The sequence below is a fragment of the Algoriphagus resistens genome (assembly GCF_001442615.1).
Lineage (GTDB): Bacteria > Bacteroidota > Bacteroidia > Cytophagales > Cyclobacteriaceae > Algoriphagus > Algoriphagus resistens.
Genome location: NZ_LMXN01000024.1, coordinates 21,245 through 37,367 on the forward strand (window position 1 = coordinate 21,245; position 16,123 = coordinate 37,367).

Consider the following 16,123-nt stretch of genomic DNA (forward strand, 5'->3'; position numbering starts at 1 on the left):
ACCCAGTCCAATTGCCAATCTGAACTGGGTTTTATAGCTTGGGCTGCTTGAGTTTTTCAGCATACCCTAATTACCTCTTATTCCAAAAATAAATCAAGCTTGTCTGTGCCAGGAAAGAGGTCATATTTTTTCCCTTAGGGAAGTCTGAAGTACTGCCTTCTGCCAGCATCCACTGATAATTACGACCATTAATGATCTGAAGTTTTGAGCTAAGGAGAAGATTATCCCACTTCTTGTCAAAGAGGAAACCTATGGAAAGGTCTATCCAGGGTTTATGCTCTGAAGGTTTATAAAAAGATCTGTAATAAAATCCCTGATTATTTTCAAGTCGTTCAAATAGTAATCCCAGCTTATTATAATCCTCAATTAAGGAAATCTCTAAAGTCTGCACATTAGCTCCTTGACCTGACCCAACTCCCAGGGCCTGTCCATAGTTTGTAAATCCCCTAGCGTATGCATGCATATGCCAACTAAATCTTCCAGTTAAATCTGTATATCGAACTATGCGATTTATAGATTCTTGTTGGTGTGTTACTTCTGCGCGAAGTTGAATTAATTTGTTTGCAAAAGGGGAATCAAATAATTTATTAAAGCCAATAATATAAGCTCTACCATGCTCTGGATTAAGAATAAATTCCCTCCAATTATATGCATGGTCTCGTTTTCCGTATTCAAAATATATTTCTGCTCTTGCCTTAGGGACTAAATATCTTCCGAAAACTACCATCTGCTGATCCCGACCATTTTCATCAAAGTCAACAGTATGGCCATTTTCAAAGAAGTGAGCTTTTTGAAATGCTTCAAACACAGGCATCCAGTCTGAAAAAGTATTTCCTCTAGTTTGATTGTAAACTTGAAATGTTCTTGCAAAACCTACAAACAAGTTAGGAACCCATTTAGGATTATAGGATACCATCAAGGCATTCAAATATCTCCAATCTTTTGGAAGAGGCTTAAAATACAAATTATTCAACTCGGAAAATTGAGAAGGAGCATATCCACTACTGTTCAACTTCCCAATAATCAATTGAGTCTCAAAATTTCCAAGAAATGTCTTTGCCGGCTTGATTGTATTAATAGTAAGGTGGGCAAAACCCTGCGCATTATTTGAAAATGTTAAAGAATTCCACTGCCCTGGTCCCCACCAGATATTTTGAGTGGATACCCCTACTTCAAATGATCCAAATTGTGCAGTTAATTTTGACTGCCCCCACCAAAATTTGGTAAAAGCACCATCCCCAAACCTTTCGGGATAATCTCCATTATTCCAATGATAAAACTTGTCTTTTGTAATTTCTTCACTAAAAGTGTTTGGAAACCCCTCATACCCTCTATTTTGGGAAAAGGAAAATTCAGGCTGGAATTGAACATTTATAAATTTCCAATTGGCAAAAATACCGGAACTAATATATTGCTGAAACCCAACCCCAGGAATTAGGAGGTAGTCATTTATGCCATATGGACGTTTAGAATTAAACTTGGTTATAGAATAAACGGGAAGTAATTCAAATTGAAAGCTAGAAGAAGGGGCGGAAGAGTCAGGAGCGAAAAAATTAGTACTCCTGATATATTTATCTGTAAACGATGTATCTAACAGTTGCTTTCTTCGGCTAACTTCAGTAATATTTGCAAAGCCTATCGGAAATTCTTGTGAAGCAACTTCATGAATAAGCAAAATCGATAAAAAAAGAAAAGTTATAGCCCTCCACTTCATGAATATATTTTTAAAATAGTATCTATTATTCTCTCTGAAGTTTTCCCATCCCAAAGAGGGATTCCTTGATATTCTTTCCAATCACCTTTCATTAATTTTGCAAGTGCAGGTGCCAAATTCTGAGGATCAGTGCCTATGAGTTCATTTGTCCCAAGATGAATGGTCTCTGCTCTTTCCGTATTATCCCTCAAGGTAATACAAGGTACATTCATTACCGAGGCCTCTTCTGTAATCCCTCCAGAATCAGTAATAATTCCCTTAGCATTTCGGACTAGAAAATTAAACTCCAAATATCCCAGTGGATCTATCATATGAAGATTACCTGTTTTGATTCCGATATTTTGTAGATTTTTTGCAGTACGGGGATGTACTGGAAATATAATAGGTAAACCTTCAGTACCTGCCACAATAGCATCAACCATTGCTTTAAGAGATTGCTCCTGATCCACGTTGGCTGGGCGGTGCATAGTCATTACGAAATACTGCTTAGGTATTAATGAATCGAAAAATTCTCCTTCTGGTTGAGCAAACTTGTCTTGGTTAGCAAGCAATGTGTCGATCATTGTATTTCCAACAAAATGAATACGATCTGATGCAACTCCCGCCTTTTGTAGATTGCTATTCGCAATAGCAGAAGTAGTAAAGAAATGATCCGTAATACTATCAGTGACCATGCGATTAATCTCCTCTGGCATCGTCAGATCTCCAGAGCGAATACCTCCTTCTACATGGGCAACATCTATTTGAAGTTTTTTAGCAGCTATAGAGCAAGCCAATGTACTGGTAACATCCCCTACTACTATCACCAAATCAGGACGATTTTCTAAAAGTTCTTTTTCAAAGGCAATCATTATTGAAGCGGTTTGCTCAGCTTGAGTGCCGCCGCCACCTCCCAAGTTTTCGTCAGGATCAGGAATATTAAGCTGTTCAAAGAAATCACCGGACATCTTTTTATCATAATGCTGCCCAGTATGAACCAGTCTAAAACTAATTTCTTTACCCTGTGAACTTTGCTTTTGGATTTCATGGACTATTGGTGCAATTTTCATGAAATTCGGTCTTGCTCCTGCAACTATTGTAAGCTTAATCATTTTTTATTGAAAAGAATATAAGGTAAAAACTTAATTAAATGTATTTGTCTCTTAATTCTCCAAGGTTCTTTATAAAGCCTGTAGGCCCATTCGAGATTATTGTCACGCCATTTTTTTGGAGCTCTTTCTACTTTACCAGTGTAAACATCAAAGCTCCCACCAAGACCTTGATAAACTGCTGAATGTACCAATTGAAGTTCTTTCATTAAATTCTCTTGAACTGGTGAACCCATTGCCACGAATACTACATCGGGTCTCTTCTCAACTATATCATTCTTAAGAAGAGAGCGTTCATCATCCGTTTTAAGGAAGCCATTTCGAAATCCAACTATATTAATACTTTGAAACTCTTTCTTAAGTTTACTCACAGTATCCTGAATAACCTCTTCTGTCCCCCCTACGAGATAAAATGTTTTATCTTGATTATGTGATTTTATAATATCAAGCCAAAGTTCAACACCTGGAATTCGAATTGCCTGTGAAAATCCTCTACGTTGAAGTAACCAAACTGCACCAATGCCATCAGGATATCCAATATTTGAGGATATAAAATTTGCAAATTCCTCATTAGCCATTAAAATTTTCTCAGCATTAACTGCAACTAAAATTTTTCTTTTCGAGAAAGCATTTAAAATCAACTCATCCTTAGAACTCGGGGCATGCAATTTAACACCATTGACTTGTATGGAATCCATATTAATTATTAAATTAATGGTAAAAGAATAAGGGATATATTAAGTCATAATAATTGACCAAATTTCTTAGTTTTTATTCCTTCACGTAATATCCTAGCCGGATTACCTGCCACTATACAATTAGAAGGTATATCTTTGGTCACTATAGAACCTGAACCTATTATGACCTCATCCCCAATTTTCACGCCAGCCATAATAATAGCATTTGCACCAACGAAACATTTTTTCCCTACATAAGTATGGGTCTTAATATCTCTGCAGAAATCATGAGAAAACATTATTGAACCCGATGCAAAATAAGATTCATCACCAATATGGATGCCCACAGGATAAGTTCTATCAAGCTTTGTACCAAAAGAAATTCGAGCCGATTTAGAAATATCCATTTTATACAAACTGGTTAAGATCCGAAATCTAACTTCTAAGACTATCAATCGAATAAAATTTCTAATCTTTACCATTTAATAATTTAATTTTTAATCGATCAAATTCATACTTAAAATCAAACCTAGCTATCGCTTTATTAAAGTCTGAAAAATTATTAGAACTAAAATTATTTAAAGCTCGAAGTATTGAATCAGAACTATTGGTTTCAATAGTAATACCTATTGAAAAATTTCTGCAAAGATCTGAAGTAAGCCAGGACTTTGAACAAATTAAGGGAGTATTCGCATGAATAGCATCAAAAACTTTATTAGGGCTACAAAACCGGTTATTAAGTGAAGATTTATCATATAAAGCAAAAGTAATATCTGAATTATACATATAATTCATTAACTCTGGGTTAGTAATAGCTCCAGTAAATTCATAACTACTATCAGCTATTGACAACTTATTTAGTAGTCCAATTAGTTTTTGCATATAATCAAATGAAATAGAACCTGCCAAAAGTAAAAAAGCATCATCACACTTTATTCTATAAAAAGAAAAGGCTTCAATAATTTCTTCAATATTTCTACCCGGCGCAATTCCTCCACAATAGCTAATAACAAACTTATCAGTAAATCTATTAACAGTTTTGAAGTTATTCTCTCCTATAAATGGTACATTCAAAAGATAGTCAATAGAAGAATTATTATTAAGTTTATATAATCTTCTATAAAAGGTAAGTCTAAATAAATCAGTTGTTAAAAAAAGAAAACTATTCTTAATCAAAAGTTTATCAATAAATATCCAAAGGTTTCTATAAGATCCGGAAAAAAAAGGATAATTGACTCCAAAAATCATCTCATGAGACTCGTAGACATACTTAACTCCCTTTACATAATGAAGAACTAGTGCTAGAATTGATGAAACAGGATTAATTGTATATACATAATCATAATTACTAGAAAACAACAACTTGAAAAATATTTTAAATTGATAAAATAATACTATTAAAATTTTTACAATACCATTATAATTATTAATAGAATATAAATTATCATTATTTATACCATTAGAGTATTTAACAATACCCATAATTTCTACAGAAACCCCATTAGCATTATAACAAGAAATTAATCTTTTAATCTTTGGAGTATTATTAATACTGTATCCAGAAAACAGAACAACAATTCTATTATGCTTCATTACCTAGTATATTTTTAATCCAATTTTTCAGCTTTGAAAAAGATTCTTCTGATTTTTGTAAGTTCATAGATAAATCTCGAATAAAAATGTCGTTGAGTTCAACTTTTGGAATACTCAAGATAAATTCAATCTTATTTTTCAAATCAGAAAAATTATTTTCAGATATTAACCAGGTTGCATTTGGTAGTAAATCATGAACCGCTTTCAACTTTGGTTCAATCTCTAAAGATATGCAAGGAATATGGCAAATAGTAGGCACCAAAACGCCATGAGCCCTCGAACTGATAATTAAGTCAATGTTCTCTTTTAACAAAACACAAAAATCAGAAATTGAATACTTATTAATATCCCAAACAAGACAATCTTTAAGTTTATACTTTTCTATCAGGCTTTCGTCTTTTCTCTTATCAAGGAGAATATATACGTAATCATATTCATTATGGTCTTTAGTGAATTTTAAAAGCTTATCCACAAGATTCAAGCCACTACTACTAAATCCCCATTCCCTGATAACAACCCCTATACGTTTTCTGCTATCTTTAGAAGGAAGTTTTTTAATCTTATAAATAGAATCTGAAAGCCAATATTGACTAGAAAAGCTAATATCAGAAAAAACATCAGGAATCACTCCAACCTGCTCCTCCATCACAATACTGCTTTTCTCATCACGAACACTAATAAGATTTGCCTTGTTACTTGCAATCATTTTAAGTCGTTCACTAGTAAAGTCAGAATAAAAAGGACCAAATCCGACGCAAAACCAACTGTAATTACGAGCCTTATACCCTAGTCCATAGGTTTTCCTAAGAATAAAGCCCAAAAAAAGATCCATTATAGAGTAGCCTACCTTTAACAGAGAAAGAAGTCTTCTAAGAAAAGGCGTATTAAGTTGCTTATACTTATTACCTTTAAAGGAAAAAAATTGTCCACCACCTCCAAGTATTGCAATTTTTGAAAAAACAGGAGCATTTATAGGTGAAGATTTAATCTTCTTATAGTTGTTAGAAATAAACTCTGGATTTTCAATTGATACAGTTATTTTTTCGTCCTCTACCAATGTTCTAAGAAAATTAAGCATTGATATCATAAGGAGATCATCTCCAAAGTTACCCGGGCCATATGCACCTCTTAAATATATTAAGTTTCGTCTAATCACACTATAAAGTTTTAAATTTTTGAATTTCAGTATATGTAAAGTAAAAACAAACTAATGACAATATAAAGTTTAAGTAGTAAAATCCGCTAAAAAAAACAAAAACAGAAATAATTATTAAAAGCAAACTAATATAAAACTTAAAATCAAAAAATGAAATATTAAGAATCCCCTTTGAGTAATAATAGTGAGCCCAAATAATAAGTTGGAACAAATTTGCTAAAAGAAAAGCAGCTGATGCTCCTACAGACGCCCATTCTTTAATTAAAAAATAGTTAAAAACAATAAACAATATAAACCATGTTAAATTACTAAATATACTAATCTTACCTTCTTCTGAACTCACAAGTTTTCTAGCTATTGAACTTTTAAAAGCAGTAATTACAGAAGCTAATAATAGTATATATAAATTTCTATACAATAAATAAGAGTCCGTAAGATTAAAAAATATATTTGAAAGCTTCAATAATGATAATATTAAAAAAACTAATCCTAAATAAGGATAATAACTAAATGTATAGTTAAATCTTTCGATTCTTAAATCGCTAATAGCTAAATTATCTACTAATAATTTCATAAGAACAGAACCACTAACGACAATATAAAACCCTCCAATCATTCGAAATTGATTAGCTAACGAATAGGCTATTAGGCCGTCTCCATCTGCAGCATTATTCAGATAATGTGCAGATATTAATATAGCAGGTTGAAAAAGAAAACCCGATATTATGTTAGGTACAAGAACATTCTTTATTGATCTTTTAACAAGTAAGGATGTCGAGCTATCCTGTATGTCACTATTATTAATAAGAGATGGTTTTAAATAAAAAAAAGAAAATATACAGAAAAATAGACCTGCAATATTTAATCCAATAAATAACCCTATAAGCTCATAAAAATATGCACCAATATACCCCAATGAAAAATACAATATACCATATATTATATTTAAATAAGCATATCCTTTAAAATTATTATTCGCATAATATAATCCGTTTATTGAAGTTAAGAAAGTTGTAAAAAAAATAATCAATATTTCATAAATCAGAAAATCTAAGTCTATACTATTTTTTAACAACACACTATACAAGAAAAAAACTACGCTTGATATTAATGATATCGCAAAACACATCTTACGAATTAAACTAAATCCAGGGGTTCCAATTCCATATCTATTTGCTGTAATACTCATACTTGCACCAAATACTCCTGAAAATACATTTGATGAAATAATAAATAAGTTAAAATCAGAATAATCGTCTTTATTTAAAACAAAAGAAAGAACAGAAAGAAGTCCAATTAAACCAACCTTGTTAAATACAAAACCAATACCTGACCAAAGAAAGGAGCTGCTTACACTTTTAAGCATTTTTTAATCGGAATAAGGACAAGTAAAAAATCGATCCAAATACATAATTTTGATATAAGGATGCAGAAACAAAAAATAAAATAATCCAAAAAACAACATATGCCCTTGATAAAGTAGGAAATGGGGTATTGGACAACAAATAAATTACCAAAAACAAAAAAGCTATTCCAAAAACACCTTGCTTTACATAATGGGTTAAATATGCAGAGTCAATACTTACATTCAAATTATTAATTTCTCTATAGTCAAACCAAGGTATAACAAAAAATTTACCTAGACCATATCCAGAAATATACTGAATACCATTCATATTTTGAATTTCAGTTAACCCTGGTGAAAATCTATTCAGTATTTGAACTATAGCTCCATCGTAATTTAAGCCTTCTAAAACTCTATCCTGACCTACATACGAACTAAATAAAACGAACAAAACAATAAAAATAGAACTATAAAATCCAACCTTAAGAAAAGATTTAAAATCAACTACTAGAATCGTTGCTGATGCAATCATAACGCTCAATAATAGAAATCTAGAATTACTAATAAGTACAGATATTATAGCTAAAATAAGCACAAAATAATTAGACCTATATCTAATATTCCTATAAAGGAAAGTATAATAAACAATAAAAAATGCCGAGAAATATGTAGACAGGTCTAAATATCTAATATTTACATCATAAAACACATCATTAAATTTAAAATAGCCTACATATAAAAGGGAAAAATATATTACATTTGTTAAAGAAGCAAAAAAAGCAAATCTAAACATCCAAGGATTCTCTATCTTTACAAAATCACTTGAATATATATAAAACAATAGAAATACTTGACATAAGTATAGAAATGGCCTAATATCCTTCAGCACATATTCCATATTGTATTGAGAATAAAAAGATATGATTAAGTAAGCAATAAATATTAATGCTACAATGTTAAAAATTATATATAACTTCTTATTTACAAGTGTTTTTCGGGTAAATAAATTGATTAAGAAATTCAAAAATAAGCCAAGAAAAAATGCATCAAAAACCATTAATCCATTTCTGTATACAAAACTTCCAAAGGCTGCTGAGGTAGGAATAACTAATGATAATCCCACAAACAATATTAAAGATAAATCTCTATTAAAAATTGAGAATATCCCAAGAAATAGAAACGTTAAAATCAGTATTTCAAACATTATCTTTCAAGAAAACACTTCAAGAATAATACGACAAGCATCTCCGTCTCCATAAGGATTATGAAGTTCACTCATTCTTTCAAAGCGGGCATGATTGTCCAATAAATCAATAGTTTCATTTATAATTAAATCCTTGTTAGTGCCTACTAGAATCACTGTCCCTGCATCTACAGCCTCGGGTCTTTCAGTAGTATCCCTCATTACCAACACGGGTTTTCCAAGACTAGGAGCCTCTTCTTGTACACCTCCGCTATCTGTTATTATTAGCTTAGCCCTGTTCATCAACCAAATAAAATCTTGATATGCCAAAGGCTCAATTAAAAGAACATTGGATACATCCTTCAAAATTCGCTTAACAGGCTCTTGAACCTTTGGATTTAAATGAACCGGATAGACAATTTTAATATCCGGTTTTTGAATTGCTATTTCTTTTAAAGCTTCACAAATGCGGATAAAACCCTCTCCATGATTTTCACGGCGATGACCAGTAACCAATATAATTTCTTTGTCTCCTAAACCCTCTGCCAATTTTAAAACAAGATCACTAGGGGTAGCATCAACTTTTGCTACACTTTGTAATAAGGCATCTATAACAGTGTTCCCAGTAACTATAATATTTTCGGCAGGAATATTTTCCTTTAATAGATTCAACTTCGAGGTTTCGGTAGGAGCAAAGTGGTAATCCGCTATTCGGCTTGTAATTTGTCTATTTATTTCTTCTGGAAAAGGTGACAATTTATTTTGAGTCCTCAATCCAGCTTCAACATGACAAACTTTTGCTCCCGCATAAAAGGAAGCAATACTTCCCGCCATAGTTGTTGTAGTATCCCCATGCACAAAAACGAAATCGGGAATAAACTCTTCTAATACAGGTTGCAAGGAAGTAATTATATTACTGGTAAGACTAAACAGATTTTGGCCGGGCTTCATAAGATCCAAATCAAAATCAGGAACAATTTCGAAAAAGTCTAATACTTGATCCAGCATTTCACGATGTTGGGCAGTTACACAAACTTTGGTTTCAAATTTTTCCGTATATTTTTTAAACTCTTTAACCAAAGGAGCCATTTTTATTGCCTCCGGTCGAGTACCAAAAATAATTAATACTTTCTTCATTACAATTACAATCTACTATCCACTTGTTCCTTACTCAACACTCCCTTCACATCAAACACAACACATTCACTTGACGACTTTATCGGCCATGACTTAAATTCTTGATGCCCTACGGCCAATACCACGGCAGAATAATCTTCTAGATTAGGCTTAACTCCACCATTTATCACATCAATACCATATTCGTGCTTTACTTCTGCCGGATCAGCCCACGGGTCATACACACAGACATCAATATCAAATGATCTCAACTCATTATAGATATCAATTACTCGTGTATTTCTTACATCCGGACAGTCTTCTTTGAATGTAAAACCTAGAATAAGGACTTTGGAATCAATTACCTTCAGATCCTTTCGCATCATATGCTTGATAACCTCAGTGGCCACATGCTTGCCCATAGAATCATTCAGGCGCCGTCCTGCCAAGATAATCTCTGGGTGATATCCCATTTCCTGTGCTTTTTGCGCCAGATAAAAAGGATCTACACCAATACAGTGACCTCCTACTAATCCTGGCTTAAATGGCAGGAAATTCCACTTGGTTCCGGCTGCCTCAAGTACTTCCTGGGTATCCACATCCATAAGATTGAATATCTTAGAAAGCTCATTGACAAAGGCAATATTGATATCGCGCTGGGAATTTTCTATCACCTTAGCAGCCTCTGCTACCTTGATACAAGAAGCCATATGAGTCCCTGCAGTAATCACAGATTTATACAATTGATCCACATAATCGGCTACTTCAGGAGTACTTCCTGATGTTACTTTCAGGATCTTGGTTACTGTGTGCTCTTTGTCTCCCGGATTGATTCGCTCAGGAGAATACCCTGCAAAAAAGTCCTCATTATATTTCAGTCCAGAAATCTTCTCCAACACAGGGACACATTCATCTTCTGTCACACCAGGATATACAGTAGATTCATAGATCACCACATCGCCTTTTTTAAGATTTCTGGCAATCATCTCTGATGCTTTGATCATCGGTGTAAGAACTGGTCGATTATGTTTATCTGTAGGAGTTGGTACCGTTACGATATAGATGTTCGCTGAGGTGACGGGAAGCACCGCATCAGTAATAAGCAAGCCATGCCCTCTCTCATCCAGCTCTAGGCCTGTTTTAACCAGTATTTTCTGTAAATCGACATCTGCCACTTCTAGGGTGCGATCATGTCCTTTTTGCAATTCATCAACTCTAATAGGGTTGATATCATAACCTACAGTCTTATATTTCTCAGCGAAAGCAACTGCCAGAGGAAGCCCTACATAACCAAGTCCTATTATGGCAATTTTAGAATCGTTTAGTGGTTTTAGCATTAGATATTCTATTCTATTAATCTTGATTTAACTTGTTCTAATTTTTCAAAAACTTTCTTTACATCCTGGGCTTTATTCTTTTTCAGAATCAAGACAGCATCTTCGGTATAGATAAAAATTGTGTTCCTCAGGCCCACAAACTCTGTATGGACGTTTAAGCCAAAAGCCATATTTCCATTTCGATCCACAGGATGGCCTTTCTTTTTTAAATAAGTGTAGATTGATTCAAAAGATCCCATATCTGACCAGGAGAACAGTGACTGTACTACCTTTATCTTTTTGGTCTTTTCCATCACCGCATAATCCACAGAGATGGATGGGATCTTCATCGAAAGCCCATAGTCAAGTTTGCCGTCTTCAGCAGCAGTATAGGCTTCTTTAGAAGCCTTATATACCTCAGGTTCAAAAGATTTAAGTTCTTCCAGGTAAACCCCTGCCTGAAAGCAAAACATGCCTGAGTTCCAGAAGAAATTCCCATTCTTCAGAAATGCTTCAGCAGTCTCCACATTGGGCTTCTCCCTAAATCCTTTTACTTCTTCCCCACTGGCCTCTATATAACCAAAACCCGTTTCAGGCCTGCTTGGTTTAAGCCCAAAGGTGACTATATATCCATCCTTTGCAAGCTGAACACCTCTTTCTACTGCCAGTTGGTAATCCTGTCCAGATGAGATCAGATGGTCAGAGGGAGTGACAAAAAGAATATCCTCAGGTTTCGCTGCTAAAGCGGCAAACGCAATAGCAGCTGCTGTATTCCGAGGACAAGCTTCGATGATTTCCGCATAGTCTTCTATGCCCGCTGAGACAAGATCCTTTCTGGAAAGCTCAAAGTTCTCACAATTGCCCACGACCATAACCTTATCACATATCCCAATGTTTCTTAAGACAGTCTTCTGGAATAAAGTCTCTCCGTCAAAAATAGGAAGGTATTGCTTAGGCTTTGATTTCCGGGAAAGTGGCCAGAGTCTGGAACCAACTCCGCCTGACAGGATTACGTTTATTGTCTTCACAATATAGATTTAATAGTAGTTGAAAGAATTTTAAATTTCATCCGGAATTGGACCATTAACTTCTTGAAACTTTCAGGTTTCAAATTTCTCCACAGCTTCGCCCCTTCAGTCCCATTTTTGTAACTATCAGAGTTTTAAAAATCTCCAATTCGTAGGCTAAAATGAACTTAGCTCAGAAATAATCTGCAATGACTGATTTTCAGTGACTTTTACAGAATTTTAAATTTTGGGGCTCAAATAATGCCAAAATTAAAATTTTGACCGCCTTTTTGAGCCTTTCAGTTGGCAAAGATAGGGAAGTGAGTAGTTTTTGTACTCATTTTAAATACTATTTTTAAACGGGATTTTTATATACTAGAATCTGTATTTAAAAATTTTCCCTGTCGTTTCAGGCCATCATGGGTTAACAAAGAGGCAACCAAACTCTAAACTTTTGATTTACTGTGTTTTTTCTGTTTCCCCACTGCGGGGAAATTCCCCACAGTGTAGCGCGTAAGTACTTTATTATGTTTAAAATTTAGCCTCTTTCATTGTAGATTATCCAATAAAAGGGAGTATCAGATTATAATTTCACAAAAAAACTTCCTGCTCAATGAAAATTGAGAGAGGCAATATTTATTCAGTTTCTGTTTATTCGCCTCCTTAAGTACCCCTTAAAACAATATTAAGCCTTAAAACATAGCTTTCATTCCGAAGGAACTTCTCGTGAAGCGATCATATCAGTACCAGGCATTCCGATGGAACGCGCCCATCACCAAATAACATCATCTTTTCTACCTACCACATGTCGCCTATGGGACAGGAGTATTAGAAAAGATGGGGCAACACCTCCTTCCAGCAGGGATGTCCCAAAATAGCACAGCCAAACCACGAAGAAGTGATATGATTGTAGAGATGTATGTGGGATTGATTTAAACCGTGAGGCGGTGAAAGGATTATAGCAAATGCAAGGAGATGACAAACCTCAACCGCGAAGCAGTGACATGATCGTAACCCCCGCCCCGGGAGTATATGGCAATTGCCGATTATCTCCTTATTAGCCCTTATCGATAAATGAAGGTTGTTTCATTGATACTTTTGGTTTCGACCAAAAGTATCCAAAAGCCATCATCAAAATAAAGCCCCTGCCGCTCAATGCCATACGCGCTGGCCGGCTATTTTGACCTTCCTCCGCCTTATACACGATATATTTTACTAAGATGAAACCAATCCTTATGGCTATGTCCAATGCTTCAATTGAAATCCACTTTCGGTCGGAAAGATTTAAAATGAGTAGAAAATGTAGTCAAGGGAAAGTATGGTAGGTGCTTGACATCCTGATCAATTAGCAATAAAGCCATTTGAGAGATAAGCTGGGGTTGAAGAACGGCGACGCAGTTGATTAATGCAGTTACTGGAGAAGCAGCATAACTTAAAATGCATAGTACAAAAAAGAGTCCCGAGCAATGCGAGGCCACTGAAAAAGTGGCTAAAACTGAAGGTAAATTTTTGAGAGCGACTAAGTCAATAAATATATTGACTTAGTCGCTTTCTTTTTTATTCTCCAAATGCTTTCAGAAACTCTCTACAGAAACATATGTCCAGCTGATATTGATGATTTTCAACGATTTTAGGTTATTTGAGGGCCAGTTTCAATATCCTTTTAACATTTACGGTGAATAAAGCTATGGCAGCTTGCATTTCCATGTTATTTATCCCGTAAGCTATTGCCCTGCCAAACCCATGTGCGTTTTTTTAACTCTCCTTTTTTGGCTTCTATTTTATACCGTTCCCTTGCTTTTTCTTTGAAGTAGGTGATTCCTGAAACACCATCTGTTCTTATGAAGGTCAGATTTTATCGATACTGAATACGGTTTTGTCTTTGACCCCTCTTTATAACTGCCGTCTTTTAACGGACACCTTTTGCATTTTTCGACATCAAAATAGTAGGTGTCTACCTGATTTGTACCCACCTTCTTTTTCCCTTGTCTAGCCTTTCGTATGGCTAAATGCCGGCCGGGCATACAAACCAATCCGAGTCTTTATTGTAATCAAGTTTGTCTTCATCCTTCCTGGCTCCCTAAAGTGATTATGGGGTTAAGTTTGGCTACGATTTTAAGGTCTTGCTCTTTTGCAAGTTGGAAATTTTCTTTTCCAGAGTATACTGCATCCCCGATAACGGTATCCAAGTCAAGCCCGTTTTCCCAGCTGATTTCAATGAGCTTGGGGAGTTGGGGGCCATCCCCTTTCTCCCCGGATGTTACCACCGCAGCTGTGATGATCCTCTCTTCGGTCATGGCCAAGTATGTTTTATACCCGAAAAAAGGACTGTCTGCTGACTTGTAGCCTACTTTGGCATCAACATCTTTGGCTGATGTGATGTTCTCCCTGGTATCTTCAACGGTTTCCTTTAGTAGGTTTAATTTCTCTTTTATTCCCGGTATAGCGCTGATAATTTCATCCTGGCCGATAACCCGTTCCAGCTCCTTACAATAAGCCAACTCCTTTTCCAGGTCATTATCCGTGTTCTTTTTTGGCATATGCTCTTTCCAGTCCTCTTCGTAAGTATAAATAGTTTTGCGAAGTAGCTTTGAGCGTTCTCTTAATACCGCTAATGCTGAAAATGGATTTGTTCTTGAATGGGTATGTGTGGCATCTACTATGATCGATTTAGAGCGGATTACACCTTTTTCTATGGTAACAGAGACTGTTTTGTTGATCAGCAGGTTCAGCAAATCGGTGTCCTTTAACCGGAGCTTTCGGAACTTGGTCAAAGAACTTGGATTAATGACATCTTCTTCGGGAGACATTTCTAAAAAATATTTGAAGGTCATGTCATAAAGTGAGCGCTCAACAACATCGACATCTGACAGGGTATAGATGGTTTTGAGCAACAGATACTTAAACATCCGAATAGGACTTTGAGCCATCCGCCCGTTATTAGAGCAGTATTTACTAACTAACTCTTGGTGGACAAAACAAAAATCAATGATGTCATTAATCTTTCTAAGAAGGTTGTCCTTTGGGACTATCAAATCATAGATGGAACTGTATTGGCTGAACTTAATCTTTTATTGATATAACAGCATGAAATTTAATTATTTATATATATAATAATATATTAAAAAAGGTGTAGAAAAGTAATTTTTCTACACCTTTTTTAATAACAATTCAGCACTAAAGGACTTTTTCAGTGGCCTCGAAAATCCGAGACTCTTTTTTGTACTTAAAATCAGTTAACTATTTTTCCACAATCAATCGGTGCATCTGAGTTGCACCGGATTCTGTGGTGGTGGTCACCAGGTAGATACCGGCTGCGAGGTTATCAATCCTGATCGAGTACTTATTGCCGTTCTGCAACTTACCCGGTTCGTATTTTTGAATTAGGCGGCCCCGTATATCGAATATGGCAATTTCCCCAATCTTGATACTGGAATCCATCATCTGCAGATTAACTATGGAGCTTGCCGGATTCGGATACATTTTAATGAAAGTCTCTCCAAATCCTGAATAAGAATTGAACCCTAACTCGTTGGAATGATTCACCTGTATGCTGATGGTTTCCTCGGTTACAATATCTCTGCTATCTCTTACTGTAACTTTCACTTTATGAGTTCCAGGAGCCATAAACACGTGACTTGCATTTTTCTCAGTAGAGACAAACCCATCACCGAAGTCATAGCTGTAGCTTAGGTTGCCATAATCCACACCCGTTAGGTCTCCCATAAAGTCAACTTTCAGCGGCCCGTCTCCTTCCATAGGGGAGGCAAGGATGGTTGGAGTTGCAAGAGTTCTGGCGTTTTCAGAAGAATTTGGACTTCCTTCTATAGCAATACCCGCTATGATGGAACGGCTTGTTGTAGCTGTTAGATCAATATTAAGAATTCCATCAAACACTGTAACATCTTCAATTGTGAAATAAGTGATG

General features: G+C 35.1%; 12 protein-coding genes and 1 pseudogene. All 13 read right to left on the reverse strand.

Going from position 1 to position 16,123, the window contains the following annotated elements; translation table 11 throughout:
* Positions 1-70 precede the first annotated feature (70 nt).
* The gene (locus AS141_RS24865; protein ID WP_057940427.1) at positions 71-1,714 is read right to left on the reverse strand and encodes a capsule assembly Wzi family protein; all 1,644 of its coding nucleotides are present in this window, start codon (positions 1,712-1,714) and stop codon (positions 71-73) included.
* Positions 1,711-2,805, reverse strand: a complete 1,095-nt coding sequence (gene wecB, locus AS141_RS24870; protein WP_057940428.1) for a non-hydrolyzing UDP-N-acetylglucosamine 2-epimerase — start codon at positions 2,803-2,805, stop codon at positions 1,711-1,713. The genes AS141_RS24865 and wecB (AS141_RS24870) overlap by 4 nt, the downstream gene beginning before the upstream one ends.
* Positions 2,802-3,500, reverse strand: a complete 699-nt coding sequence (locus tag AS141_RS24875; protein ID WP_057940429.1) for a WecB/TagA/CpsF family glycosyltransferase — start codon at positions 3,498-3,500, stop codon at positions 2,802-2,804. Before AS141_RS24875 ends, wecB (AS141_RS24870) begins: the two co-directional genes overlap by 4 nt.
* A 44-nt stretch (positions 3,501-3,544) precedes the next feature.
* The gene (locus tag AS141_RS24880) at positions 3,545-3,886 is read right to left on the reverse strand and encodes an acyltransferase (protein WP_232425002.1); all 342 of its coding nucleotides are present in this window, start codon (positions 3,884-3,886) and stop codon (positions 3,545-3,547) included.
* Between the two features lie 61 nt (positions 3,887-3,947).
* The gene (locus AS141_RS24885; RefSeq protein WP_057940431.1) at positions 3,948-5,072 is read right to left on the reverse strand and encodes a glycosyltransferase; all 1,125 of its coding nucleotides are present in this window, start codon (positions 5,070-5,072) and stop codon (positions 3,948-3,950) included.
* Positions 5,062-6,228 carry a polysaccharide pyruvyl transferase family protein gene (locus AS141_RS24890; RefSeq protein WP_082632433.1) on the reverse strand — a complete coding sequence of 389 codons (1,167 nt, stop codon included), beginning with the start codon at positions 6,226-6,228 and terminating at the stop codon, positions 5,062-5,064. Before AS141_RS24890 ends, AS141_RS24885 begins: the two co-directional genes overlap by 11 nt.
* A 1-nt stretch (position 6,229) precedes the next feature.
* Positions 6,230-7,594 (reverse strand): MATE family efflux transporter, encoded by a 1,365-nt coding sequence (locus tag AS141_RS24895; RefSeq protein WP_057940433.1) that lies wholly within the window; start codon positions 7,592-7,594, stop codon positions 6,230-6,232.
* Positions 7,587-8,777 carry a DUF6369 family protein gene (locus tag AS141_RS24900; RefSeq protein WP_057940434.1) on the reverse strand — a complete coding sequence of 397 codons (1,191 nt, stop codon included), beginning with the start codon at positions 8,775-8,777 and terminating at the stop codon, positions 7,587-7,589. The genes AS141_RS24895 and AS141_RS24900 overlap by 8 nt, the downstream gene beginning before the upstream one ends.
* 6 nt (positions 8,778-8,783) lie before the next feature.
* Positions 8,784-9,893 carry a non-hydrolyzing UDP-N-acetylglucosamine 2-epimerase gene (gene wecB / locus AS141_RS24905; protein ID WP_057940435.1) on the reverse strand — a complete coding sequence of 370 codons (1,110 nt, stop codon included), beginning with the start codon at positions 9,891-9,893 and terminating at the stop codon, positions 8,784-8,786.
* A 5-nt stretch (positions 9,894-9,898) separates the two neighbouring features.
* Complete coding sequence (locus AS141_RS24910; RefSeq protein ID WP_057940436.1) at positions 9,899-11,209, reverse strand: nucleotide sugar dehydrogenase; 1,311 nt, start codon at positions 11,207-11,209, stop codon at positions 9,899-9,901.
* An 8-nt stretch (positions 11,210-11,217) separates the two neighbouring features.
* The gene (locus tag AS141_RS24915) at positions 11,218-12,216 is read right to left on the reverse strand and encodes a mannose-1-phosphate guanylyltransferase (protein WP_057940437.1); all 999 of its coding nucleotides are present in this window, start codon (positions 12,214-12,216) and stop codon (positions 11,218-11,220) included.
* A 1,614-nt stretch (positions 12,217-13,830) separates the two neighbouring features.
* Positions 13,831-15,263, reverse strand: a pseudogene (locus AS141_RS24925) (IS1182 family transposase).
* Positions 15,264-15,435: 172 nt separating this feature from the next.
* A partial coding sequence (locus AS141_RS24930; protein ID WP_157243593.1) for a T9SS type A sorting domain-containing protein occupies positions 15,436-16,123 on the reverse strand: 688 nt, incomplete at its 5' end.

What these genes read in the sequence shown, in the direction of transcription:
- AS141_RS24865 (WP_057940427.1), bottom strand. Translation starts at nt 1,714, where the DNA reads ATGAAGTGGAGGGCTATAACTTTTCTTTTTTTATCGATTTTGCTTATT.
- AS141_RS24885 (WP_057940431.1), bottom strand. Translation starts at nt 5,072, where the DNA reads ATGAAGCATAATAGAATTGTTGTTCTGTTTTCTGGATACAGTATTAAT.
- AS141_RS24900 (WP_057940434.1), bottom strand. Translation starts at nt 8,777, where the DNA reads ATGTTTGAAATACTGATTTTAACGTTTCTATTTCTTGGGATATTCTCA.
- wecB (WP_057940435.1), bottom strand. Translation starts at nt 9,893, where the DNA reads ATGAAGAAAGTATTAATTATTTTTGGTACTCGACCGGAGGCAATAAAA.
- AS141_RS24910 (WP_057940436.1), bottom strand. Translation starts at nt 11,209, where the DNA reads ATGCTAAAACCACTAAACGATTCTAAAATTGCCATAATAGGACTTGGT.
- wecB (WP_057940428.1), bottom strand. Translation starts at nt 2,805, where the DNA reads ATGATTAAGCTTACAATAGTTGCAGGAGCAAGACCGAATTTCATGAAA.
- AS141_RS24880 (WP_232425002.1), bottom strand. Translation starts at nt 3,886, where the DNA reads ATGGATATTTCTAAATCGGCTCGAATTTCTTTTGGTACAAAGCTTGAT.
- AS141_RS24895 (WP_057940433.1), bottom strand. Translation starts at nt 7,594, where the DNA reads ATGCTTAAAAGTGTAAGCAGCTCCTTTCTTTGGTCAGGTATTGGTTTT.
- AS141_RS24875 (WP_057940429.1), bottom strand. Translation starts at nt 3,500, where the DNA reads ATGGATTCCATACAAGTCAATGGTGTTAAATTGCATGCCCCGAGTTCT.